The following is a 24,610-nucleotide window of genomic DNA, read 5'->3' on the forward strand; positions in this document are numbered from 1 at the left end:
CCAAGTACCGAAATGTCGGGAAAGTGGGGCCTTTGTTCGATCTTCGGCGGAAGTTGGCGGAGTTTGGTCGATACTCACTCTTGATTTGCCGCATCGGTGATCTTATTGTCGCGGCATGACCCCCCAGCCGGGCTCCGCCGGTGACGTGCTGACGCTGATCAGTGCGGGCTCCGCGACGACCCGCTCCGATCTGGCCAGGCTCACCGGCCTGGCCAGGTCCACGATCTCCCAGCGCGTGGACGCGTTGATCGAACGTGGCCTGGTCGAGGAGACCGAGAGCGGCGAGTCCACCGGCGGCCGGCCGCCGCGCCAGCTCCGCCTGCACACCGAGGAGCACGCCTTCGCGGGCGTGGACCTGGGCGCCACGCACTGCCGCGTCGCGCTCATGGACATCTCGGGCAACGTGCTGGGCGAGTGCGAGGACTCGCTGCTGATCGGCGACGGGCCGGAGAAGGTGCTCGCCCACGTGGACGAGCGGCTCGACCGGCTGCTGGGCCAGGTGGGACGGCCCCGTACGGCGCTGCGTGCCCTCGGGATCGGCGTGCCGGGCCCCGTGGAGTTCGCCACGGGCCGGCCGAACAACCCGCCGATCATGCCCGGCTGGAACGACTACCCCGTCCCCGAGTACTTCGACGGCGTCGAGGTCCTGGTGGACAACGACGTCAACGTGATGGCGCTGGGCGAGCACCGCGGCGCCTTCGCCGACACCAGACACCTGCTGTTCGTCAAGGTCGGCACCGGCATCGGCTGCGGCATCATGGCCGAGGGCAAGCTGCACAGGGGCGCCCAGGGCTCGGCGGGCGACATCGGGCACATCCGGGTCAGCGGTCACGACGACGCCGGCTGCCGGTGCGGCAACAGCGCCTGCCTGGAGGCCGTGGCCGGCGGGGCCGCCATCGCGCGGCGGCTGACCGAGCTGGGCCTGGCGGCCGAGACGGGCGCCGACGTGGTGGCGCTCGTACAGTCGGGCAACACCCAGGCGCTGCGCCTGGTCAGGGAGGCGGGCCGGCTCATCGGCGAGGTGCTGGCCAGCCTGGTCAACTTCTTCAACCCCGAGGTCATCGTCATCGGCGGCGCGTTGTCGCGGGTCCACGAGCACCTGCTGGCCGGGATCAGGGAGACGGTCTACCGCCGCTCGCTGCCGCTGGCCACGCACCACCTGTCGATCACGCCGAGCCGTACGGGCATCAACGCCGCCGCACTCGGCGCCGGAATCCTCGCCATCGAGCACTATCTGTCACCGGACAACATCAACCGCATCGTCAACGCCTGATAGAACGCCTGAAAGGGACGTCCCGATGCTGGTCATGAAGGGCATCGTCAAGCAGTTCCCCGGCGTGCGCGCGCTGGACGGGGTCGATCTCGACGTACGGGCGGGCGAAGTGCACTGCCTGCTCGGCCAGAACGGCGCCGGCAAGTCCACCCTGATCAAGGTGCTGGCCGGAGTGCACCAGCCGGACGAGGGCACGATCTCGTTCAACGAGGCAGAAGTGCGCCCCGGCAGCCCCATCGACGCCATCAAGCTCGGCTTCGCCACCATCTACCAGGAACTCGACCTGGTGGACGGGCTCAGCGTGGCCGAGAACATCTTCCTCGGCCACGAGCACGCCCGCCTGGGCTTCGTGAACAGGGCCGCGGGCAACCGCGCCGCACGCGAGGTGCTGGAACGCCTGGGCCATCCGGAGATCCGCCCGTCGGCGGAGGTCGGGCGGCTCTCGCCGGCGGCCAAGCAGGTCGTCTCGATGGCCCGCGCGCTCTCCCACGACGCCCGCCTGATCATCATGGACGAGCCTTCGGCCGCGCTCGCCCACGACGAGGTGGCCAACCTCTTCCGCATCATCCGCGAGGTCACCGAGCAGGGCGTGGCCGTGGTCTACATCTCCCACCGGCTGGAGGAGATCCGCGAGATCGGCGACCGGGTCACGGTGCTGAAGGACGGCCGCACGGTCGCCGTCGGCCTGCCCGCCCGCGACACCCCGACCGCGCAGATCGTCTCCCTCATGACCGGCAGGAACGTCGAGTACGTCTTCCCACCCAGAGGCGGCCGCGAGCTGGGCGAGGAGGTGCTCCAAGTCGAGGGCCTCAGCTCGCCGGGCGTCTTCGAGGACGTCTCCTTCGCGGTACGGGCGGGCGAGATCGTGGGCCTGGCCGGGCTCGTCGGCTCGGGCCGTTCGGAGATCCTCGAAGCCGTCTACGGCGCCCGCCCCTCCTCCGGCCGCGTCCTGCTCGACGGGCGCCCGGTGCGCCGCGGCGTGGTCGGCACGGTCAGGAACGGCATGGGCCTGGCCCCCGAGGAACGCAAGGCCCAGGCCCTGCTCCTGGACCAGAGCGTCACGGCCAACATCACGCTGGGCACCCTGCCGGGGTTCGCCAGGTTCGGCTGGATCGACCGCAAACGCGAGCGCGAGGAGGCCAGACGCCTGTCGGAAATGCTGGACATCAGGCCGCCCGACCCGGAACGCCCGATCAGGACCCTCTCGGGCGGCAACCAGCAGAAGGCCGTGCTGGCCCGCTGGCTGCTCGGCGGGCGCAAGCTGCTCCTGCTCGACGAGCCCACCCGGGGCGTGGACGTGGGAGCCAGGGCCGAGTTGTACGCGGTGATCCACGACCTGGCCGAGAAGGGCATCGGCGTGCTGCTGGTCTCCAGCGAGGTGCCGGAGGTGCTGGGCCTGGCCGACCGGGTGCTGGTGCTGCGTGAAGGGAGCGTCATCCACGAGGGCGATGCGGCGGAGCTGGACGAGCACCGCGTACTGGACATGATCATGAATGGGAGGGCGGCCTGATGGGCGAGCCTGCCACGAAGGGCAAGACGGCCGCGCCGGTGCTGCCGTCGATCCGCGGGGTCGGTGAGATGCGACATCTCGGCCTGCTCGGCGCGCTGGCGCTGCTGATCGTCGTCGGACTGGTCACCAGGCCGGAGAACTTCGCCACCGCGTCCAACCTGGTCAGCATCCTGTCGCTGGCGGCCACGATCGGCGTGATCACGGTCGGCGCCACGTTCGTGATCATCGGTGGCGGCATCGACCTGTCGGTGGGCGCGGTGATGGCGCTGGCCAGTGTGTGGGCCACGACGCTGGCCACGCAGTCGTACGGGCCGGTGGTGATGGCGATCTGCGCCATCCTCGTCGGCACGGGGGCGGGGCTGGTCAACGGGTTACTGATCGCCTACGGGCGGCTGGTGCCGTTCATCGCCACGCTGGCCATGCTGGTGGCCGCCCGGGGGCTGGCCCAGCGCATGTCCGACCGCAAGACACAACTCGTCGCGCAGGACAACTACTCGGCCATCGTCGGACTGTCCACCACCCGCTGGCTGGGCATCCCGGTGCTGGTCTACATCTTCGCGCTGGTCGTGGTGCTGGGCTGGATCCTGCTCAACCGCACCACGTTCGGGCGGCGCACCTACGCCGTCGGCGGCAACCCCGAGGCGGCCCGCCTGGCCGGCATCGACGTGCGCAGGCACACCATGCTGCTGTACGCGCTGTCCGGCCTGTGCTGCGGCATCGCGGCCATCCTGATCATGGCACGCACGACGACGGGCTCGTCCACCCATGGCGACCTGTACGAACTGGACGCGATCGCCGCCGTGATCATCGGCGGCACGCTGCTCACCGGAGGCCGGGGCACGATCATCGGCTCGATCCTGGGCCTGCTGATCTTCACCATCATCACCAACCTCTTCATTCTCAACGGGCTCAACACCAGCGACCAGCTGATCGCCAAGGGCCTGATCATCGTCGTCGCCGTCCTTCTCCAGCGGCGGAATCTGAAGGAGAGAGCACCATGAGTGACATCGTCAGGCGCAGGGGATTCCTCCTCGGTGGGCTCGGCGGGGCCGCCCTCTTAGCGACCGGCTGCACCAGCAACGAGCCCGCGGCGGCGCCGACGAGCGCGGCTCCCGCGCCCGCCCCGGCGGCCAGCGGCAACGACCAGCCCGGGACCAAGGTGGTGATCGGCTTCTCGGCGCCCGCGGCTGACCACGGGTGGATCGCGGCCATCGCCAAGAACGCCGAGGCCACCGCGAAGCAGTACACCGACATCGAGTTCAAGCCGGTCGAGCCGACCAATGACATCAACCAGCAGATCTCCGCGGTCGAGTCGCTGATCGCGGCCAAGGTGAACGCGCTGGTGATCCTGCCCAACGACGGCCAGCAGCTCAACCAGGTCGCGTTGCAGGCCACCGAGGCGGGCATCCCGGTCATCAACCTCGACCGGATTTTCCCCGATAAATTGGCATATCGGTCGTGGATCGGCGGCGACAACTACGGCATGGGCGTGGCCGCCGGGCACTTCATCGGCAAGCAGCTCAAGGACAAGGGCGTGGCCAACCCCGTGATCGTCGAGATCCAGGGCATCGCCACGCTGCCGCTGACGCAGGACCGCACCAAGGGCTTCGCCGACGCGCTGAAGACCTACAACTTCACCGTCACGGCCAAGCAGGACGCCCAGTTCACGGTCGAGACCGGCAACGAGGTGGCCACCTCCCTGCTGCAGGCGCACAAGAAGATCGACGCGCTCTGGAACCACGACGACGACCAGGGCGTCGGCGTGCTGGCCGCGATCAAGGAGGCCAGCCGCAACGAGTTCATCATGGTCGGCGGGGCCGGCTCGCTGAACGCGATGCGGGAGATCCAGTCGGGCTCGTCCGTGCTGCAGGCCACCGTCACCTACTCGCCGACCATGGCCTCCTCTGCTATCAAACTCGCGCGTCTGATAGCACAGGGGAAGGGCATGAGCGATCTGGTGGAAAACCAGGTTCCCCAGTCAATCACGCTCGCATCAGAGACCATCACCAAGGAGAACGTCGAGAAGTACCTGGCGCTCGGCTTCGAATCCTGATCCTGATCGGGGGTTGCATGTCAGACAGAACCACCATCGGCGTGGGCATGATCGGCTACGCGTTCATGGGCCGTGTCCACTCCCAAGCCTGGCGGAGTGTCGGAGCGTTCTTCGACCTGCCGCTGGCGCCGCGCATGGCGGTGCTCGCGGGCAGGTCCAAGGAACGCACCGAGGCGGCCGCCGCGCAGCTCGGCTGGGCCGACATCGAGACGGACTGGAGAGAGCTGGTCAAGCGCGACGACGTGCAGATCGTCGACATCTGCACGCCGGGCGACTCCCACGCGGAGATCGCCATCGCCGCGCTGCAGGCCGGCAAACACGTGATCTGCGAGAAACCGCTGGCCAACACCGTCGCCGAGGCCGAGGCCATGGTGGCGGCGGCCGCCGCCGCGCCGGGTAAGAGCATGGTGGCCTTCAACTACCGGCGGGTGCCCGCGATCGCGCTCGCCCGCCGGTACGTCGAAGAGGGGCGGATCGGCGAGATCAGGCACGTGCGGGCACAGTACCTGCAGGACTGGATCGTCGATCCGGAGTTCCCGCTGGTCTGGCGGCTGCAGAAGGACAAGGCGGGATCCGGCGCGCTCGGCGACATCGGCGCGCACATCGTGGACGCCGCCCACTTCATCACCGGGCAGAACGTGACGGGCGTCTCGGCGCTGACCGAGACCTTCGTCAAGGAACGCCCGCTGGCGACCGAGTCGGCCGGACTCGGCGCCACCGGCTCCGCCGCCAGGGGCGAGGTCACCGTGGACGACGCCGCCCTGTTCATCGGCCGGATGTCGGGCGGGGCGCTGGCCTCGTTCGAGGCGACCCGGTTCGCGAACGGGCGCAAGAACGCGATGCGCATCGAGATCAACGGCTCGGCCGGCAGCCTGGCCTTCGACTTCGAGGCCATGAACGAGTTGTGGCTCAGCACGGGCGGCGGCGGCTTCGAGCGGATCCTGGTCACCGAGCCGGACCACCCGTACGTCGGCGCCTGGTGGCCGCCCGGCCACGGCCTTGGCTACGAGCACACCTTCACCCACGAGATCAAGGACTTCCTGGAGGCCGTCGGCACCGGCGCCGACCCGACACCCTCGTTCGCCGACGGGCTGCGGGTGCAGCGCGTGCTGGAGGCGGTCGAGCGCAGCGCTGCCGACGGCAGCCGCTACACGAACGTGGAGGATTGATGCGACCAGTCACGCTCTTCACCGGCCAGTGGGCCGACCTGCCGTTCGAGGAGGTGTGCAGGCTGGCCTCCGAGTGGGGCTACGACGGCCTGGAGATCGCCTGCTCGGGTGACCACTTCGACGTGGCACAGGCCGTGGCGGACCCCTCGTACGTGGAGCAGAAGCGCGCTCAGCTCGACAAGCACGGCCTGAAGGTCTGGACGATCTCCAACCACCTCGTGGGCCAGGCCGTGTGCGACCACCCCATCGACGAGCGGCACAAGGCCATCCTGCCGTCCCGCATCTGGGGCAACGGCGACCCCGAGTCCGTGCGTCAGGCGGCGGCCGAGGACCTGAAGAACACCGCCCGCGCCGCCGCCGCGCTGGGCGTGGACACGGTGGTGGGCTTCACGGGCTCGTCGATCTGGCACACGGTCGCCATGTTCCCGCCGGTGCCCGCCTCCATGGTCGAGGCCGGATACCAGGACTTCGCCGACCGCTGGAACCCGATCCTGGACGTCTTCGACGAGGTCGGCGTGCGCTTCGCCCACGAGGTGCACCCGAGCGAGATCGCCTACGACTACCACACCACGGTGCGCACCCTCGAGGCCATCGGCCACCGCCCGGCGTTCGGCCTGAACTGGGACCCCTCCCACATGGTCTGGCAGGACATCGACCCGGTGGGGTTCATCCTGGACTTCAAGGACCGCATCTACCACGTGGACTGCAAGGACACCCGCGTCCGCGTCGGCGACGGCCGCAAGGGCCGCCTGTCCTCGCACCTGCCGTGGGCCGACATGCGCAGGGGCTGGGACTTCGTCTCGACCGGGCGCGGCGACGTGCCGTGGGAGGACTGCTTCCGCGCCCTGAACTCGATCGGCTATGAGGGCCCGATCTCGATCGAGTGGGAGGACGCCGGGATGGACCGGCTGGACGGGGCCAAGGAGGCGCTGGGCTACATCCGCACGCTCAACTCCATCACCCCGCCCACGACGGCCTTCGACGCCGCCTTCTCGACCACGTAGGAGCCGTTCCTGTGTATCCTTTCACGCCGGGCATGGCGATGAAAGGATACAAGTTATCCTTTCACGCTGTGGCTTGGCGTGAAAGGATAACGCCGTGGCGGAATATCGTGAGGCGTCATGGTCCGCGTCATGGGACGCTCCGAGCAGGCGGGACAAGCGAGGGGGTGTTTACCGGCCCTACGTGCCCGACCGACTGATGGGCGCGGATGTCGTCGTGCTGCCCGACGTCGCAGAAGAGGCCGCCAAGTCGGAGGCGCTGGTGCGGCGGCTCACGGCACACGCCGCCAGCCACGGTGTGGACGCTCTGGCCCGCTTTCTTCTCCGATCAGAGGCGATCGCCTCGTCCCGGATAGAAGGACTTCAGACCTCCCCCCAGCAGGTTGCCCTGGCCGAACTGGCCGCTCACGAAACCGGTGTGTCCAAGGGGTTCACGGCAACGGCGGCTCTAGTGGCCAACAACGTGACGGCGCTCCGGCAGGCGGTCACCGAACTCGTCGCCACCGAGTCGGTCTCCACGGCGGATGTCGTCGCCTTGCAGGCCGTCCTGCTGCCGGAGGAGAAGCACCACGGTCTGCGCGACGTACAGAACTGGGTGGGAGGCGGGAACTGGCATCCGCTGGATGCCGAGTTCGTTCCCCCGCCGGCGGAGCTGGTTCAGCCGCTGATGGACGATCTCATCTCCTACGTCAACGCCGCGCAACACGCGCCCCTCATCCAGGCGGCACTTGCACACGCCCAGTTCGAAACGATCCATCCGTTCACGGATGGCAACGGCAGAGTGGGCCGGGCTCTGGTGCACACGATCCTCACCAGGCGCGGTCTCACCCCTCATGCGATCCTTCCGATCAGTCTCGTGCTGCTCACGCGGTCGGATGCGTACATTGACGGCCTCACGGCGTTCAGGCATGGGGAAGACCCCGGATCGGACGCGGCGCGGCAAGGGACGAACAGGTGGCTGCGTGTGTTCCTCGCGGCGACGACCACCGCTGTGTCGCAGGCCGAGAAGTTCGCCGACGAGCTCGACCAGCTTCACGAAGAGTGGTTGGAACGGCATCGGCACTACCGTGAATCCCAGGGACTGCGTCCGGTGCCGCGAGCCGATTCGGCGGTCGCTCGTCTGCTGGATCTTCTACCCGCGGCACCGCTGGTGACTGCCCGCACCGTGCAGTGTCTGCTTTCGGTCACCCATCCGGCGGCCCGGCAGGCGCTGGAGGAGCTTGCGGGGGCGGGCATCCTGCATCCGAAACAGGTCGAGCGGAACACCAGAGGGTATCTCGCTCGCGAGATCTTCGATCTGCTCACCCTGACTGAGCGCCGACTTGCGAGCACCCGCTGGGACACGCGTGAGTCGCCGCCCGGGCGAGCGGTTCCCGCCCGGCCGCAGACATGAATCCCCGCGAGACTGATCGTCGTCCCGGGTGGAGTCCGGTCAGTCCATGAGGACGATCTGGCGCAGCACCTCGCCGCCGCGCAACGCTTCGACCGCGTCGTTCAGGTCGCCCAGGCGGATTCGGGCGCTGATCATGGACTCCAGGTCCAGCAGGCCGGTCTTGTGCAGCTTGGCGAAGTAGGGGAAGTCGTGCCGCACGTCCGACTCGCCGTACAGGCTGGGCTTCAGGGTCTTGCCCTCGAACAGCAGGTTGAAGGCCGACAGTGAGACCATGTCGTCCGTGGAGCCCGCCCCGACCACGATCACCTCGCCGCCGGCCCGGGTGAGCTGCCAGGCGCTCTGGATGGTGGCCGCCTTGCCGACCACCTCGAAGCCGTAGTCGAAGCCGCTGCCGCCGGTGAGCGCCGCCAGCGTCTCGGGGACCTGCTCGGGCGTGACCGCGTGCGTGGCGCCGACCTTCCTGGCCAGCTCGTGCTTGGACTCCAGCGGGTCCACCGCGAGGATCGTCCTGGCGCCGGAGACGCGGGCGCCCTGGATGACGGACAGGCCGACGCCGCCGCAGCCGATCACCGCGACCGTGGAGCCCGGACGTACCTTGGCGGTGTTGATCGCGGCGCCGACGCCGGTGGTGATGCCGCAGCCGATCAGGGCCGCCGCCTCCCACGGCACGTCGTCGTCGATCCTGATCGCGCCCTGCCACGGCACGACGATCTCCTCGGCCCAGGTGCCGCACCCGGCCATCCCGAACGCCGTCGCCCCGTCGCCGCCGAAGCGGAAGTTGCCCTTGGTGAAGGACTCGATGACGTACTTCATGCACAGGTACGGCTGGCCGCCCACGCACAGGTCGCACTCCTGGCAGGCCGGGCGCCAGCTGATGACGACGTGGTCGCCGGGTTTGACCGACGTGACGTGCTCGCCCACTTCGACCACCTCGCCCGCGCCCTCGTGGCCGAGGATGAGCGGCACGGGCTGCGGCAGCACGCCGGACATGGCCGACAGGTCCGAATGGCAGACGCCCGTGGCCTTGATGCGCACCCGCACCTCCGCCGGCCCGACGGGGGTCAGGGTGACGTCGTCGCGGATGTCGAGCTTGTCGTTGCCTACGGCGTGCAGGATCGCGGCGCGCATTTCGGGGTTCCTCTCCTCGTGCCTGGGGCTATTCCTCGAGGGACAGAGCGGCTTTCGGGCAGGACCTGACCGCGTGGCGGACGCGGTCCCGCATCTCGGGGGGTGGTTCTGGCAGCAGGATGTGGAGCTGGTCGTCGTCGTCCACCTCGAACACCTCGGGCGCGAGCCCCATGCACACGGCGTTGGCCTCGCAGACGAGCTCGTCCACCTTGACCTTCATGTGAGCCTCCTGTGGTCCCATGAGACCACTTTCGTGCGCTCGACGACGTACGCAACCCGCTTGAGCCCTGTTTTCTCCACATACGGGAGCAGCAGTTCGTCCGGTACGCCCGGAGTCATCCTGCGGGCGATCTCCAGGCCGATGGTCAGGACGTGGCCGCGGTCGTCCACCTGCCGGGCCTTGCCGTACAGCAGGATGCCGCGCAACTCGTTGTAGTCCTCGCCGGCCTCGACCAGACAGCTCACGCGGGGGTCGCGGGCCAGGTTGCGGGCCTTCTGCGCCTTGCCGTAGGTCCAGAAGGCGATCCGGCCCTCGTCGAGTCCGTAGAACATGGTCACCAGGTGCGGCGTGCCGTCGGGGTTGATGGTCGCCAGTTGCAGCTTGCGGGAGCCCTCCAGGAAGGCGGTGACCTCGTCGTCCGACATCGCGATGCGAGCACGCTGATTCACGCTTGCAAGTAGAACAGGTTGCAGAACGGCCCTGCAAGGGTCGGCCGGAATGTTATTCGGTTCGGCTAGGGTGCATGCCTATGACGATGCCGTCAGAGCTGCTTTACGCGGCGAAACATGCCAAGGGGTTCATGCCGCCGGAGGAGGGCCTGGCCCTGTTCGAGACCGCCTGCCGGTACGGCAAGCTCGGCCCCATCTGCGAGATCGGCACCTATTGCGGCAAGTCGGCCATCTACCTCGGCGCGGCCGCCCGCCAGAGCGGGTCCGTGGTCGTCACGGTGGACCACCACCGGGGCTCCGAGGAGATCCAGCCGGGCTGGGCGCACCACGACCCGACCCTGGTCGATCCCCGGTTCGGGAAGATGGACTCGTTGCCGACGTTCCGCTCCACGATCGCCTCCGCCGGGCTGGAGGAGGAGGTGATCGCGATCGTCGGGAGGTCGGAGCAGGTCGCCGCGCTCTGGAACACGCCGCTCGGCATGTTGTTCATCGACGGCGGCCACTCCGAGGAGCCGGTGACCCGCGACTACGAGGGCTGGGCGCCGCACGTGATGAGGGGCGGGGCGCTGGTCTTCCACGACATCTACCCGGATCCCGCCCATGGGGGGCAGGCGCCGTACCGGGTCTATCGGCGGGCGGTGGAGTCGGGCGCGTTCAGCGAGGTGGCGGTGACGGGCTCGCTGCGGGTGCTGGAGCGCGTGGGGGCCGGCATCTAGCTCCGTCCGAGTCCCGTCCGGCTGCGTCCGACTCCGTCCGGCCCCGTCCAGCTCCGTCCGGCTTTCAGTGGCGGTGGCGGCGGGTCCAGGAGCGGCGGATCTGGGACTGCCAGCACTGGAAGTCCTCGTGCGTGTGCGCCTCGTGCCCGAGCGCGATCAGCGCCCGGTCGGTCCACGAGGCCGCCTCGTCGGGGTCGGCGTTCGCCAGGATCGGCACGGCCTGCCGTACGTGGCCGGGCAGTTCCCCCGAGCGCAGCCGCGCGGCCACCGCGAAGGCGCACCCCTGCGCCAGGTACGCGCGGAACCCGTCGGCGGCCGCGTGCTCGGTCAGCCACCACAACTCCTCGGCCTCGGCCCCGCCCGTGTACGCCGCGGCGAACCCGACCCCGCTCCACAGGTCGGCCCGCCGCGGAGCCGGATAACCGCCGATCCTGGCGGCGACGTCGTCGGGCGCGGCGCAGTCGTGGTACCACAGCAGGCGCCCCAGCCCCTGGTCGAACACCGCGCAGTGCGCCCTGGTCAGCAGGTCGGGCATGGTGCGCTCGCCCACCATGCGGTCGGCCCTGGACAGGCTCCACTGGAAGCCGAAACCGTCCACGGCCAGCCACCGCAGCAGCGGATGGGCCCGCCGCGCGCCCCACACCGGGCGCATCCGCAGCAGCGCGTAACCGCGGCCCGCGCCGAGGTAGGCGGCGTGGCGGTGATGCTGGGCGGGGCCGGCTAGTAGCTCGTGAAGGCGCCGGCCCCGAGACAGGGTGAGCAGGTCGAGCACCGTGCTGGCGGCGGCGGCCCCTTCGTAGGCGAAGGGGCGCTGCGCGTCCGGCAAATCCTCGACCTTCTCGGTTTCTCGCGACATGACCGCGTTGTAACCGAAGACGTACGATCTCTCCGAGCCGGTGAAGGCCGCACGGACGGCGCCACCTCTGTGCCGGAATCTGCGCCGGCCCAGATCGGACTCCCGGGGATCCCTCGCCAGCAACCGCCGCAGCCGTCTGGGCCGCGAGAGTGTCGGCTCGGTCCTTACCTGGTCCAAGAACGATGGTGTGCCCGTGTCGCCCACGCTTCCCCCGAAGACGCCTCGTACGAGTCAGTCAGAAAGCTAGTAAGCGCATTGCGGCGTTCGGCGGCGGCGCACCGGATTGCTCCGGCAAAGAACCCGTAAAAGCCCTTGTGCCCGCCCTCAGAACTCCTCGCGGACGCGGACGGCGGCGCACCCGCACACCTCGGGGTCGGACACGGCGGTCCCGTCGATGTCGCGGAACAGCCCGGACGCCGGCGAGAGGCCGAGCAGCGCGTCCGCCGCCAGGACGGTCGCGGCGGCGGTGTAGCCGGAGCGCTCGTGCGGGAAGTGTTTGCGGTTGGCGAACTGCCAGCCGGTCCAGTACGAGCCGTCCTCGTGCCGCAGGTGCTGCATGTCGGCGAACAGCCGCAGCGCCCGCTCCCGGTCGCCCAGCGCGTCGAGGGCCAGCACCAGCTCGCACGTCTCGGCCCCGGTCACCCATGGCTGGTCGGAGACGCAGCGGATGCCGAGCCCCGGCACCACGAACGTGGACCATTCGCGTTCCAGCAGCTCGAACGCCTGCTGCCCGCGTACCGCGCCGCCGAGCACCGGGTAGTACCAGTCCATCGAGAAGCGGCTCTTGTCCGCGAACGCCTCGGGGTGCGCCGACAGCACATGGGCCAGCCGGTCGGCGGCCAGCTCCCAGTGTGGCTGCGGATCTTTCAGGTGCTCGGCGAGCCGCACGCCGCAGCGCAGCCCCTGGTGGATGGAGGAGCAGCCGGTGAGCAGCGCGTACGCCGACGGCCTGCCACGCGCGTCGCGCTCCCAGACGATCTCGCCCCGCTCGGTCTGCAGCCCCGCCACGTAGTCGAGCGCGGCCTTGACCATCGGCCAGTTGCGCTCGGTGAAGCGCCGGTCGCCGGTGACGAGGTGGTGGTGCCAGACGCCGACGGCGACGTAGGCGGCGTGGTTGGTCTCGCCGCCCAGCTCGGTGGGCACGCCGTCGACCAGCTTCATCGGCCAGGAGCCGTCGGCGCGCTGGTGGCGGGCCAGGTAGGCGTAGCCGCGGCGTACCGGATCGGCCAGACCCGCCACGGACATCGCCATCAGGCACTCGATGTGGTTCCACGCGTCCACGTGGCCCTCGGGCCAGGGCACGCCGCCGTCGTCCTGCTGGATCGCCGCGATGCTGCCGGCCGTACGCACGACCTCCTCGCGGGAGATCATGGCTTCTTGACGTAGAGGACCACGCTCTTGCCGATGAGCGGGTTGAGCACGGCCTCGGCGAGCCTGGTCGCGGCGGGGCGCTTCATGATGTCCCACACCAGCAGCTCGTGGTAGGCCTTGGCGAGCGGGTGCCCGTCGTTGTTGACGCCGACCGCGCACTTGATCCACCAGTAGGGCGCGTGCAGGCCGTGGGCGTGATGGTGCGGGCCGATCTCGAAGCCGATGGACTTCAGCTTGGCCGACAGCTCGGCGAGGGTGTAGATGCGTACGTGGCCGCCCGGGGCCGTGTGGTAGTCCTCGTCCAGCGCCCAGCAGATCCGTTCGGGCAGGAAGCTCGGCACGGTCACGGCGGCGGTGCCGCCCGGCTTGAGCACGCGGAAGATCTCGCGCATGGCCGCCATGTCGTCGGGGATGTGCTCCAGCACCTCCGCCGCGATGATCCGGTCGAAGGCGCCGTCCTCGAACGGCATGTCCAGCGCCGTGCCCTGAACGGTCTCCCCGGTGGCGCCGGTGGGCACCTCGCCCGCCTTGTCCATCGCCGTGAACATGGCCGCGACGCTGTCCAGCTCCGACTGGTCCATGTCGAACGCGATCACGTCCGCCCCCCGGCGCAGCACCTCGAACGCGTGCCTGCCGCCGCCGCAGCCCAGGTCGAGCACGCGTACGCCGGGGCCCACGGGAAGCCGGGCGAAGTCCACGGTCAGCACTGGTCAGCCTCTCCTTTTGTGGTTCTCGATGGCCTCGTGGTACGCCTCGACGGTTCGTTTGGCCACGACGTGCCAGGTGTAGCGCTCCATGACGCGGTCGTATCCCGCCTGGCCCACCCGCTCGCGTTCCTCCGGCGAGTCGTGCAGGCGGCGCAGCACCGCGGCCAGCTCTTCGGAGTCGCCCGGCGGCACCTGGACGGCCGCGTCGCCGACGACCTCGGGCAGGGCGCCCGTACGGCTGGCGACCAGGGGCGTGCCGCAGGCCATGTGCTCGACGGCGGGCAGCGAGAAGCCCTCGTACAGGGAGGGCACGACGGAGATCTCCGAGGTGGCGATCAGCTCGCCCAGCTCGTCGTCGGAGATGCCGTGCACGAAACGCACCCGGTCCTGCAGCGACAGCTCCTGGACGAGCTGCTCGGTCGGGCCGCCGGGGGTGGGCCTGCTGACGACGGTCAGGTGCACGTCGCGCTCGGTGGCCAGCTTGGCCACCGCCCGCAGCAGCGTCGCCACGCCCTTCATGGGGGAGTCCGCGCTGGCCACGGCCACGATCGAGCCCCTGCGTCTGGGCTTGTCGGGTCTGGGGTGGAAGTAGCGGGTGTCCACGCCCAGCGGGATCAGGCGCATGTTGGCCTGGGGGACGTTGAAGTCGCGGTGGATGTCGGCCAGCGAGGACTCGCTGACCGTCAGGATCGGGCTGAGCTGGGGCGCGACGCGGGACTGCATCTTCACGAAGCCGTACCAGCGGCGCATGGTCAGCTTCTTGGCGCCCTTGGCGGCCTCCAGCTCGATGCGCCGGTCCACGCTGATCGGGTGGTGGATGGTGCCGACCACGGGGAAGAGCTTCTGGATGCCGAGCAGGCCGTAGCCGAGGGTCTGGTTGTCCTGCACGACGTCGAAGTCGCCGACCCGCTTCTTGAGCTCGCGGTGGGCGCGCAGCGTGAACGTCAGCGGCTCGGGGAATCCGGCGGTCCACATGGTGCCGACTTCGAGCAGGTCGATCCAGTCGCGGTACTCGCGCAGCTTGGGGGTTCTGAACGGGTCCTCGTCCCGGTAGAGGTCGAGGCTGGACACCTTCCGCAGGATCACGCCCTCGTCCAGCTCGGGGTAGGGCTGGCCGGAGAACACCTCGACGTGGTGCCCAAGTGCAACCAGTTCCCGGCTCAGATGGCGGAGGTAGACACCCTGGCCCCCACAGGTCGGCTTGCTGCGGTAGGACAGTAGCGCGATCCGCAGCCTTCGCTCCCGCACGGGCACCCCTTTCTTCGCCGGTAGGCCCTGATATCGGGCATGTACCGTGAAAGATGACCTTAGTCCGAGAAGGCTACCATTCGGTAGGTCGGCTGGAATTGTTCACAACGGCTGCCGCAGGGCGTGCGAACTGCGACGTTGCCGTAACCGAGCGTTGTTCGGTGGAACGTGTTCTATGCGGGCTGGATGTGTTATTCAGGCACTTGGCTGTACATTCCCGTCTCAAAGGGATGGGGTAGGCGATCGTTGGAGGACCCCTTGGCCAGGCGCGCTCTGATCACCGGCATCACCGGCCAGGATGGTTCCTACTTGGCGGAGCACCTGCTGGAGCAGGGGTATGAGGTGTGGGGGCTGGCGCGGGGGCAGGCTAACCCGCGCGTGTCGCGGATGCGCAGGCTGCTCGCGGACGTGCGGGTGGTGCGGGGCGATCTGCTGGATCAGGGGTCGCTGATCTCGGCAGTGGAACGGGTTCAGCCGGATGAGGTGTACAACCTGGGGGCGATCTCGTTCGTGCCCATGTCGTGGGAGCAGGCCGAGCTCACGGCCGAGGTGACCGGGATGGGCGTGTTGCGGATGCTTGAGGCGATCCGCGTGTGCTCGGGCGTGTCGCGGGGCGGTGGCGCTGTTTCGTCCGGACAGATCCGCTTTTATCAGGCTTCGTCCTCCGAGATGTTCGGGCAGGTCAGCGAGACGCCGCAGACCGAGAGCACCTCCTTCCATCCGCGTTCGCCGTACGGGGTGGCCAAGGCGTACGGGCACTTCCTCACGCAGAACTACCGCGAGTCGTACGGGATGTACGCGGTCTCGGGGATCCTGTTCAACCACGAGTCGCCACGGCGCGGCGCCGAGTTCGTGACCAGGAAGGTCTCGCTCGGGGTGGCCAGGATCAAGCTGGGACTGGCCACTGAGCTGCGGCTGGGCAACCTGGAGGCGCGACGCGACTGGGGGTTCGCGGGCGACTACGTCAAGGCCATGCACCTGATGCTGCAGTCCGGCAACCCCGAGGACTACGTGATCGGCACGGGGCGGATGAAGTCGGTCAGGGAACTGGTGGAGGCGGCTTTCAGCGCGGCGGGGCTGGACTGGGAGCAGTACGTGGTGACCGACCAGACGCTGCACCGGCCGGCCGAGGTGGACCTGCTGTGCGCGGATCCCAAGAAGGCCCGGATGCAGCTGGGGTGGGAGCCGGGGGTGTCGTTCGACGAACTGGTGGCCATGATGGTCGACTCCGACCTCCGCCTCCTCGCCAACGGCCCGGATCCCGACGAGGACAGCTGGCCTTAGATCCATTCTTTTCTTTCTTTTACGCGGTGCCGTGGCCGACCACCCGCCGCACTTCGGCTGAGGGCCCTCCAGGAAACGGCCTCTGAACCCTTCAGTGGCGCACCGCCGTTACGGCGCGCAACGTCGCCCCTGTCCGTGGCCTTGGCTTGAGCCATTGACAAAATTGTGTTTTACGTAAAGGATTCTTTTTGCGATGAGAGATGTCCTGTACCTGGAAGAGATCGAGCAGGCCGAGGCGCTGCTCAAGCCGCAGCGGGTCGAGGTGTTGCGGCAGCTCGCCGAGCCGCGTACGTGCTCGGAGGTCGCCGAGCGGCTCGGTCAGACGCCGCAGCGGGTCTACTACCACGTCAAGCGGTTGGTCGAGGCGGGGCTGGTGGACCTGGTGGCCGAGCGGAAGGTGCGCGGGATCCACGAGGGGATCTACCAGGCGGGGGCTCGCTCTTACTGGCTGTCGCCCCGGCTGGTCGGGCGGATCGGGCTGCGCAAGGTCCGTGACGAGCTGAGTCTCGGCCACCTGCTCGATCTCATGGAGGAGGTACAGGCCGACATCGCGGCGCTCGACAGGGCCGCGCCCGAGCTGCCGTCGATCGGTTTGTCCGGGGAGATCCGGGTGCGTCCGGAGCGTCGACAGGAGTTCCTGCACGACCTGCAGGGCATGTTGCAGGACCTTTTCACCCGCTATGGCGGGGCGGAGGGTGACGCCTTCAAGCTGGCCGTCGCCTGCTACCCCCAAGCCGAGCCCAGAGGAGACGTAGACGATGACTGAACCCATGATCTTGCGTGCCCGTGTCGGGGCGCCGGTCAAGGATGTGCGCCACGCGCTGACCGATCCGGACACCATGCGTGTCTGGCTGGCCGAGCATGTCGAGGTGGACCTGGCCGAAGGGCGGTTCGCTTTCTGGGGGCGTACGACGCCGGAGGGCGATGCGCCGCACCAGCGGCTGCTGCACGCGGACGAGCGTACGGTGCGCTTCGCCTGGCTGCTCGACGGCGAGGAGATGACCACCGAGCTGACGGTGGAGGAGGACGGGGACTCGGGTGATCGCACGATCGTGAACCTGTCGCAGACGCACTTCGACTTCGATGACGTGATCACGGGCAAGAGCATCCGGGGGGTGCTGCAGACGTACTGGTGCCAGGTGCTGACGAACCTGGCCGAGCACTTCGAGGGGCGCCCGCTGACGCCGATGCAGGACTTCACCTCGTCGGAGATGCGGGTTGAGGTCGAGATCGGCGCCTCGCCCGCTGCGGTGTTCGCCGCGATCACCGACTCGGAGGCGGTGACGAAGTGGTTCGGCTACCCGGTCGAGATCGAGCCGTTCGTGGGCGGGCGGCTGGCCATGGGCGGCCTGGACAACAACCCCGACCCTTCCAAAGTGGTGGAATTCGAGGCCGACCGCAGGTTCGCCGTGGACTGGGGCGATGGAGGGATCGGGACCTGGGAGCTGGCCGGGTCGGGCGGGAAGACGCGGCTGACGCTGGTGCAGAGCGGCTGGGACGAGGCACAGCCGCCGGTGGCGGCGTGGGGCGGGTTCCTGTCGGGGGTGGCCGAGCTGCGGCGCTACCTGGAGGTATCTGACTGGAAGCCGGTCATCATGGCTTGAATGTCCGGCATCGACCGGCCTGATGAGTTGCATGGATGCTGCTCGCTTCGAGGCACCCGGGTTGTGGACAACCGCCTTTGTCCACAGAACCCCGTTCGGCCCATCCCGGCCTGGCCCCGCCGCAGCATCCTTGCAGCCATGACCCACCAGCTTCCCCCCACGTCCCACCAACCGCCGCCCCAGCCCCCCACCCCCGGCGAACCCTCGTCACCGACACCACCCCCGCCAGCATCGGCCACTGCGCCGCCCCGGACGCCGGCGCGGATGCCTCCAACACGAACACCTGGCCCGACACCTGGGCCGACACCTGGGCCGACACCTGGGCCGACACCTGGCCCGACACCCGGGCCGACACCCGGGCCGACACCCGGGCCGACACCCGGGCCGACATCTGGGCCGACATCAGCACCGGCGCCTGGAACGAGACCGCTACGAGTACCGGTGCCTGCACCAAGACCGGCACCAGCACCGCCACCGCCGCTACCGCCACCAGCGCTGGCAGCGGGATCAACGCCAGCACCGGGACCAACGCCGGCATCAGCACTGCCATGGGCATCGATCCCGGTGCCAAGGACCGCTGTGCCGTCCTTGATCGAGCGCGCTCGCCGCATAACCCGGGCAATTCCTCATACCGTCGCCTGCCGCCAGACAGCAGCCCACATCTGGGGCCTGGAAGCCCTCCCCACTCAGGAGGCGGATTGGCCGGTGGAGCTGTTGGCCCCCGCTCACCTCGCCATCCCCGGCTGCGTCGCCAACGTGTCCCCCGCCCTCATCCCCGACGAGGACGTCACCGAGCACATGGCCGTGCGGATCACCACCATCGAACGCACTGCCCTCGACTGCGCCCGCTGGCTGCCGCGCATGGAGGCCGTGGCCATCCTCGACCAGTTCGCGCGTAGAGGGCTGGACCTGGAAGCCCTGTGGCACCGCCCGCTCAACACCTGGCACCTACGCGAAACCATCAGCCTCGCCGACCGGGGAGCCGCCTCTCCCAGAGAAAGCTGGCTCAGGGTAATCCTGGTGGAAGGCGGCCTCCCCAGACCGACCACCCAGATCAAGGTGGCACTGGACGAGGACTGTTTCGCCTACCTGGACCTCGGCTGGGAGGAGTTCAAGGTCGCGGTGGAGTACGACGGGCAGGAGTACCACACCTCGGCCGCCGCTCAGCAGCACGACACCGACCGCCGAGAGGAGCTACGGCGGCGCGGCTGGCGCGTGATCGCCGTCCGCCGAGACGTCATCCCCGCCCAAATCGCCGACCTCCTCCACCACGTGGCCAATACCTTGATCGAACGCGGCTGGCAACCGGGCCCACACCGCACCAACCGCATCCTCGGCCGCATCCGCGCAGCCCGCCGCAGATCCCGCCCCCGACCAGCACCTTCAACTCACAGAGCGATCTGATTCGGCAGTCCAAGTAACGCAAGGTCGGCTACTCCGGCGAGGTTGTCACTTCAGGAGTGATACCCCCCGGTGTCGGCGCGCCGAGGCTATTCGGCGTACGGGGAGCGCGAGGCAAGGAAGATGGCGAAGAAACTCGCTGACACTCCTCTCTGAGGGCGAGCCTTGGGGCGGTGGCCGGCGTGCATGGGAGCGGCCTCTTGGGCCGGTCGGGCGTCATTGAGAGCACGTCTCTTGGGGGCGTCCGGCATCCATGAGCACGCGTCACTTGGGGGGTGACCGGCGCGCATGGGAGCGCATCTCTTGGGAGCGCCCGGCGTCATTGAGTGCACATCAGTGGGGCGACCGGCGTCAATCGCAGCAGACGCAGCAGACGCAGCAGACGTGGGACGTGGCAGGACGTGGCGCGCTGATGTATGGGCGCACTGGCGTTGTCGCTGTTGTTGTTGCTGCCGATGTCGTCAGCCGATGGTCGCGGGTAGTTCTTTGATGCCGTTGATGAAGTTGGAGCGTAGTCGTCGGGCCTCGCCTGTCTGGCGTAGGCGTGGGTGTCTGCGGGCCAGTTGTTCGAACAGGATGCGTAGTTCCAGCTTGGCAAGGTGGTTGCCCAGGCAGAAGTGGGCTCCGCCGCCGCCGAAGCCGATGTGAGGGTTCGGGTCGCGGCCGATGTCGAAGGTGGCGGCGTCGGGGAAGACGGAGGTGTCGCGGTTGGCGGAGGCGTAGAAGACCACGACCTTGTCGTCCGCCTTGATCTCCTGTCCGCCCAGCAGTTGGTCGGTCGTCGAGGTGCGGCGGAAGAGGTTCACGGGGGAGACCCAGCGGACGATCTCGTCGGAGGCCGTCTTCGCCAGGGTCGGGTCGGCGACCAGTCGGTCCCACTGGTCGGGGTGCTCGAAGAGGGCGAGCATGCCGCCGGAGGCCGCGTTGCGGGTCGTCTCGTTGCCGGCCACCACGAGGAGCAGCACGAAGAGGTCGAACTCGTCCTCGGCGAGGGTTTCGCCGTGCTCGTCCGGCTGGAGGAGCTTGGTGACGATGTCGTTCCTGGGGTTGGCCCTGCGCTGGGCCGCGAGCTGGTTGGCGTAGGTGTAGACCTCCATCGCGGCGGCCGAGCCCTCCTCGGGGCTGGCGGCGTAGTCGGAGTCCTGGGCGCCGATCATGCGGTTCGACCAGTTGAACAGCTTGTCGCGGTCGGCTACGGGGGCGCCGAGAAGCTCGCAGATCACGTACAGGGGCAAGGGCGCGGCGACCTCGGTGACGAAGTCGATCTCGCCGCTCAGTTTGTCGAGGAGGTCATCGCAGATGTCGCGAATGTGCTGTTCGAGAGCTCCGATCGTGCGCGGGGTGAAGCCCCGGTTGACCAGGGAGCGCCTTCTCGTGTGCTCCGGGGGGTCCTGGTTGAGCATCATGAGTCGTTGCAGCGCGATCTGGTCCTCCGCCAGGTCGTCGAAGAGGGCGAGCTTACGGTGGGAGGAGAAGAGGTCGGAGTGCCGGGACACGTGCACGACGTCCTCGTAGCGGGTCACGGCCCAGAACCCGGGCTCGCCCTCATGCCAGTGGACGGGGGAGTTCGTGCGCAGCCAGGCGAGTTGGTCGTGGGGTGGGCCGGCGGTCGCGTACAGGTCTCTGTCGACAAGGTCGATATGCACGTGGGTCACCCCTTGGTCAAGCGCTTGGTTCAACCACACTACTGAAACGTGTTCTATTACGTGTCTGTACGCCCGTCAAGAACGAACCTGGATCGTTCCTGCTCAGCGCACCCCTCCCAACCCTCCATCACCCTCTCCCGCCCCCTTCCTTCCGTCCTGATCCTGAAGGGGGCAACGGGCCGCGCTGCTCCCGGTCCCCGTGTTGCCTGTTGTGTGGTTGTTCGGAGTGTTGGCGGTTCTGCTGCTTTGTTTTGCGGTTGCAGCGGCAGGCAGGTGGTGGGTTTGTCGTCGGATGTATTGGGGGAACGAGATGTCGCTTGTGTGAGTGGGGTTGGTGGGGCGGGTTAAATCGGTTCACAGGTGGCGGGCTTGTTGTCAACCGGGAGGGTTGAGGGGTGGTTTGGAGGTATGCGATACCTCACCCTTGACACATTCCACCCACCCGCACGAGCATCAGGAAACGAGACATCCGATGTATAGATGAAGGATGCGGTGTGAAGCTGCTGCGAGTAGGACCTGTCGGCCAGGAGCGGCCGGTGGTCATGGATGACGCCGGTAACCTGCGTGACATCGGGGAGGCCGAGATCGATGGGGCTTTCCTCGCGTCTGGGGGAGTGGCGCGCGTCCGCGATGCGCTGGAGCGCGGCGATCTGCCCGTCATCGAGGCGGAGGGGCAGCGGATCGGCGCCCCGATCGCGCGGCCGGGGAAGATTGTTTGTATTGGCCTGAATTTCAGCGACCACGCCGCCGAGTCCGGCGCTGCCGTGCCGGCCGAGCCCGTCGTGTTCATGAAGGCGAGCAACACCATGGTCGGCCCGTACGACGAGGTGCTCGTGCCCAGGGACAGCGTGAAGACGGACTGGGAGGTGGAGCTGGCCATCGTCATCGGGCAGGAGGCCCGCTACCTCGGCAGCCGGGAGGAGGCGCTCGGGGTGATCGCCGGGTACGCGATCTCCAACGACGTCTCCGAGCGCGAGTTCCAGCTCGAACGCGGCGGCCAGTGGGACAAGGGCAAGTCGTGCGAGACGTTCAACCCGTTCGGCCCGTGGCTGGTCACGGCCGACGAGGTCGGTGACCCGCAGAATCTGCCCATGCGCCTGTGGGTGAACGGTGAGCTGCGGCAGGACGGCGACTCCAAGAACATGATCTTCGATGTGGCGGAGGTCGTGCGGTACCTGAGCCAGTTCATGGTGCTGGAGCCGGGCGATGTGATCAACACGGGTACGCCGGCCGGCGTCGCCATGGGCATTCCCGGCCAGCCGTACCTGCGGGCCGGCGACGTGATGGAGCTGGAGATCGAGGGGCTCGGGCGCCAGCGGCAGACGGTGGGCCAGGCATGACCGTGGCAGGGACGGGTGCGGGGACGTACCGGATTGTGGGGATGGAGACGCATGATGTGCGTTTTCCGACCTCGCGGGAGCTTGACGGCTCCGATGCGATGAATCCGGACCCCGACTACTCGGCCGCGTACGTGGTGCTCAAGACCGACGACGGTTACGAGGGCCATGGGTTCGCGTTCACGATCGGGCGCGGGAACGACGTCCAGACCACGGCCATCGGCGCGCTTGAGTCGTACGTGATCGGCAAGGACGTCGAAGACCTCGGAGCTCTCTACCGGGAGATGGTCAACGACTCGCAGTTGCGCTGGTTGGGGCCGGAGAAGGGCGTCATGCACATGGCGATCTCCGCCGTGGTCAACGCCCTGTGGGACCTGAAGGCCAAGCGGGCGGGCCGGCCGTTGTGGCGGTTGTTGTCGGAGATGTCGCCGGAGGAGATCGTCGATCTGATCGACTTCCGGTATCTCAGCGACGCGCTGACCAGGGACGAGGCCCTGCAGATCCTGAAGAGCCAGGAGGAGGGCAAGGGCGAGCGGATCCGGCGGCTGGTCGAGACCGGGTACCCGGCGTACACGACCTCGCCGGGCTGGCTCGGCTACGACGACGAGAAGTTGCGGCGCCTCTGCAAGGAGGCGCTCGACCAGGGGTTCGGGCAGATCAAGCTCAAGGTCGGCGCGGATCTTGAGGACGACAGGCGGCGCTTCAGGGTGGCCCGCGAGGTGTGCGGGCCCGATTTCCCGATCGCGATCGACGCCAACCAGCGCTGGGACGTCGGCTCGGGCATCGAGTGGGTCAACGCGCTGCGCGAGTTCAAGCCGCATTGGGTCGAGGAGCCGACCAGCCCGGATGACGTGCTGGGGCACGCCGCCATCGCCCGGGGCATCGCCCCCGTTCCGGTGGCCACCGGAGAGCACGTGCAGAACCGGATCGTGTTCAAGCAACTCCTGCAAGCCGAGGCCATCTCGTACGTGCAGATCGACTCCGCCCGCGTCGGCGGCGTCAACGAGAACCTGGCGATCCTGCTGCTGGCGGCCAAGTTCGGCGTGCCGGTGTGCCCGCACGCGGGCGGCGTCGGGCTGTGCGAGCTGGTGCAGCACCTGTCGATGTTCGATTACGTCGCGGTCACCGGCACCATGGACGGCCGCGTGATCGAGTACGTCGACCACCTCCACGAGCACTTCGTGGACCCGGTGGTCATCCGTGATGGGCGGTACGTGGCCCCGACCGTGCCGGGCTTCAGCGCCGAGATGCACGCGGAGTCCGTCGCCGCCCATACCTTCCCCGACGGTGAGGTGTGGAGATGACAGTGGTCGCTGGACTCAGAGCGGTCGTGACCGGTGGCGGGTCCGGGATCGGGCTGGCGGCGGCCACCGCGCTCGCCGAGCGCGGTATGCGGGTCGCCTGCCTCGACCTCAACCCGCCCGGCGAGCCGTTCATCGGGGTCAAGGCCGACGTCACCGACGACGCGCAGGTACGGGCGGCGGTGGCCGAGGCGGCCGAACGGCTGGGCGGGATCGACGTGCTCGTCAACAACGCGGGCATCGGTGCCCAGGGCACCATCGAGGACAATCCGGACAGCGAGTGGCAGAAGGTGTTCGACGTCAACGTGCTCGGCATGGTCCGGGTGGCGCGGGCGGCGTTGCCGTACCTGAGGAGGTCCGAGCATGCCGCGATCGTGAACACCTGCTCGATCGCGGCCACCGCCGGGCTGCCGCAGCGGGCCCTGTACAGCGCGACCAAGGGCGCGGTGTTGTCGCTGACGCTGGCCATGGCGGCGGATCACGTCCGCGAGGGCATCCGGGTCAACTGCGTCAATCCGGGCACCGCTGACACGCCGTGGGTCGGCAGGCTGCTCGACGCGGCCGACGATCCGGCGGCGGAGCGGGCGGCGCTCAACGCCAGGCAGCCCATGGGCCGCCTGGTCAGCGCGGAGGAAGTGGCCGCGGCGATCGCCTACCTCGCCGGCCCGGAGGCCGGCTCGACCACCGGCACCGCGCTCGCGGTGGACGGCGGCATGCAGGGACTACGACTCCGGCCAGCCAACTAGCAAAGGTGTCGGGGCTGCGGCTCCGGCCCGCCAAACCAGCAAACGTGCCGGAGTTGCGGCTCCGGCCCGCCAACTAGCAAAAGTGTCGGGGCTGCGGCTCCGGCCAACCAATCAGTAACGTGCCGGGGCTGCGGCTTCGGCCCCGGCGACCAAGTGAGGACCTGGCCCGCCTTCCCCAAAAGGGCCGACATCTTTCT

The 24,610-nt window shown here is 68.6% G+C and carries 23 protein-coding genes; 15 read left to right on the forward strand and 8 right to left on the reverse strand.

Annotated elements, in window-relative coordinates; genetic code table 11:
* The first annotated feature begins 115 nt into the window (after positions 1 to 115).
* The 7 genes from AB0I81_RS48370 to AB0I81_RS48400 all read left to right on the forward strand — a co-directional run bounded on the left by AB0I81_RS48370 (position 116) and on the right by AB0I81_RS48400 (position 8,399).
* Positions 116 to 1,273 carry an ROK family transcriptional regulator gene (locus AB0I81_RS48370; protein ID WP_360673152.1) on the forward strand — a complete coding sequence of 386 codons (1,158 nt, stop codon included), beginning with the start codon at positions 116 to 118 and terminating at the stop codon, positions 1,271 to 1,273.
* Positions 1,274 to 1,298: 25 nt separating this feature from the next.
* Positions 1,299 to 2,783, forward strand: coding sequence for a sugar ABC transporter ATP-binding protein (locus AB0I81_RS48375; protein WP_360673154.1), 1,485 nt, complete (start codon positions 1,299 to 1,301; stop codon positions 2,781 to 2,783).
* Positions 2,783 to 3,784: an ABC transporter permease gene (locus AB0I81_RS48380; protein WP_360673157.1), complete on the forward strand. Its 1,002-nt coding sequence runs from the start codon at positions 2,783 to 2,785 to the stop codon at positions 3,782 to 3,784. The genes AB0I81_RS48375 and AB0I81_RS48380 overlap by 1 nt, the downstream gene beginning before the upstream one ends.
* On the forward strand, positions 3,781 to 4,836 hold the full coding sequence (locus tag AB0I81_RS48385) for a substrate-binding domain-containing protein (RefSeq protein ID WP_360673160.1): 1,056 nt from the start codon (positions 3,781 to 3,783) through the stop codon (positions 4,834 to 4,836). The genes AB0I81_RS48380 and AB0I81_RS48385 overlap by 4 nt, the downstream gene beginning before the upstream one ends.
* A gap of 17 nt (positions 4,837 to 4,853) precedes the next feature.
* Positions 4,854 to 6,005, forward strand: coding sequence for a Gfo/Idh/MocA family oxidoreductase (locus AB0I81_RS48390; RefSeq protein WP_360673163.1), 1,152 nt, complete (start codon positions 4,854 to 4,856; stop codon positions 6,003 to 6,005).
* Complete coding sequence (locus tag AB0I81_RS48395) at positions 6,002 to 7,009, forward strand: sugar phosphate isomerase/epimerase family protein (protein WP_360673166.1); 1,008 nt, start codon at positions 6,002 to 6,004, stop codon at positions 7,007 to 7,009. The genes AB0I81_RS48390 and AB0I81_RS48395 overlap by 4 nt, the downstream gene beginning before the upstream one ends.
* Positions 7,010 to 7,190: 181 nt before the next feature.
* Positions 7,191 to 8,399 (forward strand): Fic family protein, encoded by a 1,209-nt coding sequence (locus AB0I81_RS48400; protein WP_360673169.1) that lies wholly within the window; start codon positions 7,191 to 7,193, stop codon positions 8,397 to 8,399.
* 39 nt (positions 8,400 to 8,438) lie between these two features.
* On the opposite strand, the gene AB0I81_RS48405 is transcribed toward AB0I81_RS48400, so the two are convergent.
* Genes AB0I81_RS48405 through AB0I81_RS48415 form a run of 3 tightly spaced genes read right to left on the reverse strand, consistent with a single transcriptional unit; the run spans position 8,439 to position 10,196 of the window.
* Positions 8,439 to 9,527: a Zn-dependent alcohol dehydrogenase gene (locus AB0I81_RS48405; RefSeq protein WP_360673172.1), complete on the reverse strand. Its 1,089-nt coding sequence runs from the start codon at positions 9,525 to 9,527 to the stop codon at positions 8,439 to 8,441.
* 28 nt (positions 9,528 to 9,555) lie between these two features.
* Positions 9,556 to 9,747, reverse strand: a complete 192-nt coding sequence (locus AB0I81_RS48410; protein WP_253757579.1) for a ferredoxin — start codon at positions 9,745 to 9,747, stop codon at positions 9,556 to 9,558.
* On the reverse strand, positions 9,744 to 10,196 hold the full coding sequence (locus AB0I81_RS48415; protein WP_360673176.1) for a pyridoxamine 5'-phosphate oxidase family protein: 453 nt from the start codon (positions 10,194 to 10,196) through the stop codon (positions 9,744 to 9,746). The genes AB0I81_RS48410 and AB0I81_RS48415 overlap by 4 nt, the downstream gene beginning before the upstream one ends.
* 74 nt (positions 10,197 to 10,270) lie before the next feature.
* Here AB0I81_RS48415 and AB0I81_RS48420 point away from each other — a divergent pair, with 74 nt between their 5' ends.
* Positions 10,271 to 10,912 carry a class I SAM-dependent methyltransferase gene (locus AB0I81_RS48420; protein WP_360673179.1) on the forward strand — a complete coding sequence of 214 codons (642 nt, stop codon included), beginning with the start codon at positions 10,271 to 10,273 and terminating at the stop codon, positions 10,910 to 10,912.
* A gap of 64 nt (positions 10,913 to 10,976) precedes the next feature.
* On the opposite strand, the gene AB0I81_RS48425 is transcribed toward AB0I81_RS48420, so the two are convergent.
* The 4 genes from AB0I81_RS48425 to AB0I81_RS48440 all read right to left on the reverse strand — a co-directional run bounded on the left by AB0I81_RS48425 (position 10,977) and on the right by AB0I81_RS48440 (position 15,100).
* Positions 10,977 to 11,972, reverse strand: a complete 996-nt coding sequence (locus AB0I81_RS48425; protein ID WP_360673181.1) for a DUF1702 family protein — start codon at positions 11,970 to 11,972, stop codon at positions 10,977 to 10,979.
* Positions 11,973 to 12,092: 120 nt separating this feature from the next.
* Positions 12,093 to 13,139 (reverse strand): prenyltransferase, encoded by a 1,047-nt coding sequence (locus AB0I81_RS48430; RefSeq protein ID WP_360673184.1) that lies wholly within the window; start codon positions 13,137 to 13,139, stop codon positions 12,093 to 12,095.
* Positions 13,136 to 13,846: a methyltransferase domain-containing protein gene (locus tag AB0I81_RS48435; protein ID WP_360673187.1), complete on the reverse strand. Its 711-nt coding sequence runs from the start codon at positions 13,844 to 13,846 to the stop codon at positions 13,136 to 13,138. Before AB0I81_RS48435 ends, AB0I81_RS48430 begins: the two co-directional genes overlap by 4 nt.
* 3 nt (positions 13,847 to 13,849) lie before the next feature.
* Positions 13,850 to 15,100, reverse strand: a complete 1,251-nt coding sequence (locus tag AB0I81_RS48440) for a glycosyltransferase family 4 protein (protein ID WP_360673189.1) — start codon at positions 15,098 to 15,100, stop codon at positions 13,850 to 13,852.
* Positions 15,101 to 15,352: 252 nt separating this feature from the next.
* Between AB0I81_RS48440 and AB0I81_RS48445 the strand changes: the two genes are divergently transcribed.
* From AB0I81_RS48445 to AB0I81_RS48460, 4 genes are all read left to right on the forward strand, one after another.
* Positions 15,353 to 16,378, forward strand: a complete 1,026-nt coding sequence (locus tag AB0I81_RS48445) for a GDP-mannose 4,6-dehydratase (protein ID WP_360673192.1) — start codon at positions 15,353 to 15,355, stop codon at positions 16,376 to 16,378.
* Positions 16,379 to 16,571: 193 nt separating this feature from the next.
* Positions 16,572 to 17,144, forward strand: coding sequence for a helix-turn-helix domain-containing protein (locus AB0I81_RS48450; RefSeq protein ID WP_360673195.1), 573 nt, complete (start codon positions 16,572 to 16,574; stop codon positions 17,142 to 17,144).
* Positions 17,137 to 17,982, forward strand: coding sequence for an SRPBCC family protein (locus AB0I81_RS48455; protein WP_360673197.1), 846 nt, complete (start codon positions 17,137 to 17,139; stop codon positions 17,980 to 17,982). Before AB0I81_RS48450 ends, AB0I81_RS48455 begins: the two co-directional genes overlap by 8 nt.
* A gap of 705 nt (positions 17,983 to 18,687) precedes the next feature.
* Positions 18,688 to 19,386, forward strand: a complete 699-nt coding sequence (locus tag AB0I81_RS48460) for a DUF559 domain-containing protein (RefSeq protein WP_360673200.1) — start codon at positions 18,688 to 18,690, stop codon at positions 19,384 to 19,386.
* A 458-nt stretch (positions 19,387 to 19,844) separates the two neighbouring features.
* On the opposite strand, the gene AB0I81_RS48465 is transcribed toward AB0I81_RS48460, so the two are convergent.
* The gene (locus AB0I81_RS48465; RefSeq protein WP_360673203.1) at positions 19,845 to 21,029 is read right to left on the reverse strand and encodes a cytochrome P450; all 1,185 of its coding nucleotides are present in this window, start codon (positions 21,027 to 21,029) and stop codon (positions 19,845 to 19,847) included.
* Between the two features lie 494 nt (positions 21,030 to 21,523).
* On the opposite strand from AB0I81_RS48465, the gene AB0I81_RS48470 reads away from it, so the two are divergent.
* Genes AB0I81_RS48470 through AB0I81_RS48480 form a run of 3 tightly spaced genes read left to right on the forward strand, consistent with a single transcriptional unit; the run spans position 21,524 to position 24,413 of the window.
* Positions 21,524 to 22,369 (forward strand): fumarylacetoacetate hydrolase family protein, encoded by an 846-nt coding sequence (locus AB0I81_RS48470; protein WP_360673206.1) that lies wholly within the window; start codon positions 21,524 to 21,526, stop codon positions 22,367 to 22,369.
* 56 nt (positions 22,370 to 22,425) lie between these two features.
* On the forward strand, positions 22,426 to 23,670 hold the full coding sequence (locus AB0I81_RS48475; RefSeq protein WP_360673209.1) for an L-fuconate dehydratase: 1,245 nt from the start codon (positions 22,426 to 22,428) through the stop codon (positions 23,668 to 23,670).
* Entirely contained in the window at positions 23,667 to 24,413 is a 747-nt protein-coding gene (locus AB0I81_RS48480; protein WP_360673211.1) for an SDR family oxidoreductase, read from the forward strand. The genes AB0I81_RS48475 and AB0I81_RS48480 overlap by 4 nt, the downstream gene beginning before the upstream one ends.
* The last annotated feature ends 197 nt before the right edge of the window (positions 24,414 to 24,610 follow it).

Origin of the sequence: Nonomuraea sp. NPDC050404 (genome assembly GCF_040655495.1) — a bacterium.
GTDB lineage: Bacteria > Actinomycetota > Actinomycetes > Streptosporangiales > Streptosporangiaceae > Nonomuraea.